This is a genomic window from Staphylococcus sp. HMSC061G12, from assembly GCF_001838465.1.
Classification (GTDB): domain Bacteria; phylum Bacillota; class Bacilli; order Staphylococcales; family Staphylococcaceae; genus Staphylococcus; species Staphylococcus simulans.
Map to the genome: position 1 here is coordinate 1 of NZ_KV837109.1, position 1,626 is coordinate 1,626.

Consider the following 1,626-nt stretch of genomic DNA (forward strand, 5'->3'; position numbering starts at 1 on the left):
CTACTTTCACAGATACATGATCTTTTGTACCGTCCGGATATGTGACTGTTACTGGCACTTCATATTCACCTGGAACTTTGCCATCAGGGATTAATGCTGGATTATCTACTGTTACTTTTGGTTGGTTACCTTCTGTTGGATAATCAGGGACAGTTACTTGATTTACGATTTCGTTTACAGTTGTTGGTTGATTATATGGTTTTTCAATATCTTTAGACACTGGTTCATATTTAGCGTTTTCTGGTTGTGGTGTTACAACAATTTTAACTGTTACATGATCTTTTGTACCGTCTGGATATGTCACCGTTACTGGTACTTCAAAGACTCCTGATGCGTTTCCACTAGGTACTGTTGTTGGGTCATCAATTGTAACAACAACTTTGCCACCATCTTTAGGGAAGTCTGGAACACTTACTTTTTCTTTAACTTCTTCTGGAGTAGTTGGTGTGCCATATGGTTTTGTGATTTCTCCCGCAGTCGGTTCATATTTATCGTTTTGTGGTTGCGGATTCACTGTAACTTTAACCGTTACGTAATCTTTTGTGCCGTCTGGATAAGTGACTGTCACTGGGACATCGAATGTGCCCGGTGTTTGACCATTAGGTACTTTTGTTGAATCGTCAACTGTTACTATCGGTGTTCCTTTGTCAGCTGGGAAGTTTGGTACTGTGACTTTGTCTTTGACTTCTTGTTCAGTTGTACCTTGACCAAATGGTTTTGTGATTGGTTGAGTCGTTGGTTCATAAGTATCGGAGTCTTTTGGACCGACCGTAACTTTTACATTCACTGTATCCATTGTTTTATCTGGATAAGTCACTGTGACTGGAACTTCGAACTCGCCACTTGTTTTACCGTCAGGTACTTTCGTTATATCTACAGTAATAACTGGTTGGTCTCCTTCTTTAGGGAAATTTGGAACACTTACTTTACCTTTGACTTCATCTTCAGTAGTTGCTGTGCCATATGGTTTTGTGATTTCTCCCGCAGTCGGTTCATATTTATCGTTTTGCGGTTGCGGAGTCACTGTAACTTTGACTGTTACATGATCTTTTGTACCGTCTGGATATGTCACCGTTACTGGCACATCGAATTCACCTGGTGTTTGACCATTAGGTACTTTTGTTGAATCGTCAACTGTTACTACCGGTGTACCTTTATCCGCTGGGAAGTTAGGTACTGTCACTTTATCTTTGACCTCTTGTTCTGTTGTACCTTGACCAAATGGTTTTTCAATCGGTTGGACTGTTGGGTCATAAGTGTCTGAGTCTTTTGGTCCCACTGTTACTTTAACATTCACTGTATCCGTTGTTTTATCTGGATAAGTCACTGTGACTGGAACTTCGAACTCGCCACTTGTTTTACCGTCAGGTACTTTCGTTGTATCTACAGTAATAACTGGTTGATCTCCTTCTTTAGGGAAATCTGGAACGCTTACTTTGCCTTTCACTTCTTCTGGAGTAGTTGGTGTGCCATATGGTTTTGTGATTTCTCCCGCAGTCGGTTCATATTTTTCATTTTGTGGTTGCGGAGTCACTGTGACTTTCACTACCACATGATCTTTCGTACCGTCTGGATATGTGACTGTCACTGGAACATCGAATTCACCTGGTGTTTGACCATTAGGTA

1 protein-coding gene is annotated in these 1,626 nt (G+C 40.9%); it reads right to left on the reverse strand.

Annotated elements, in window-relative coordinates:
* The coding region (locus HMPREF2937_RS08220; protein WP_257245371.1) for a Rib/alpha-like domain-containing protein at positions 1-1,626 on the reverse strand (1,626 nt) is incomplete at both ends.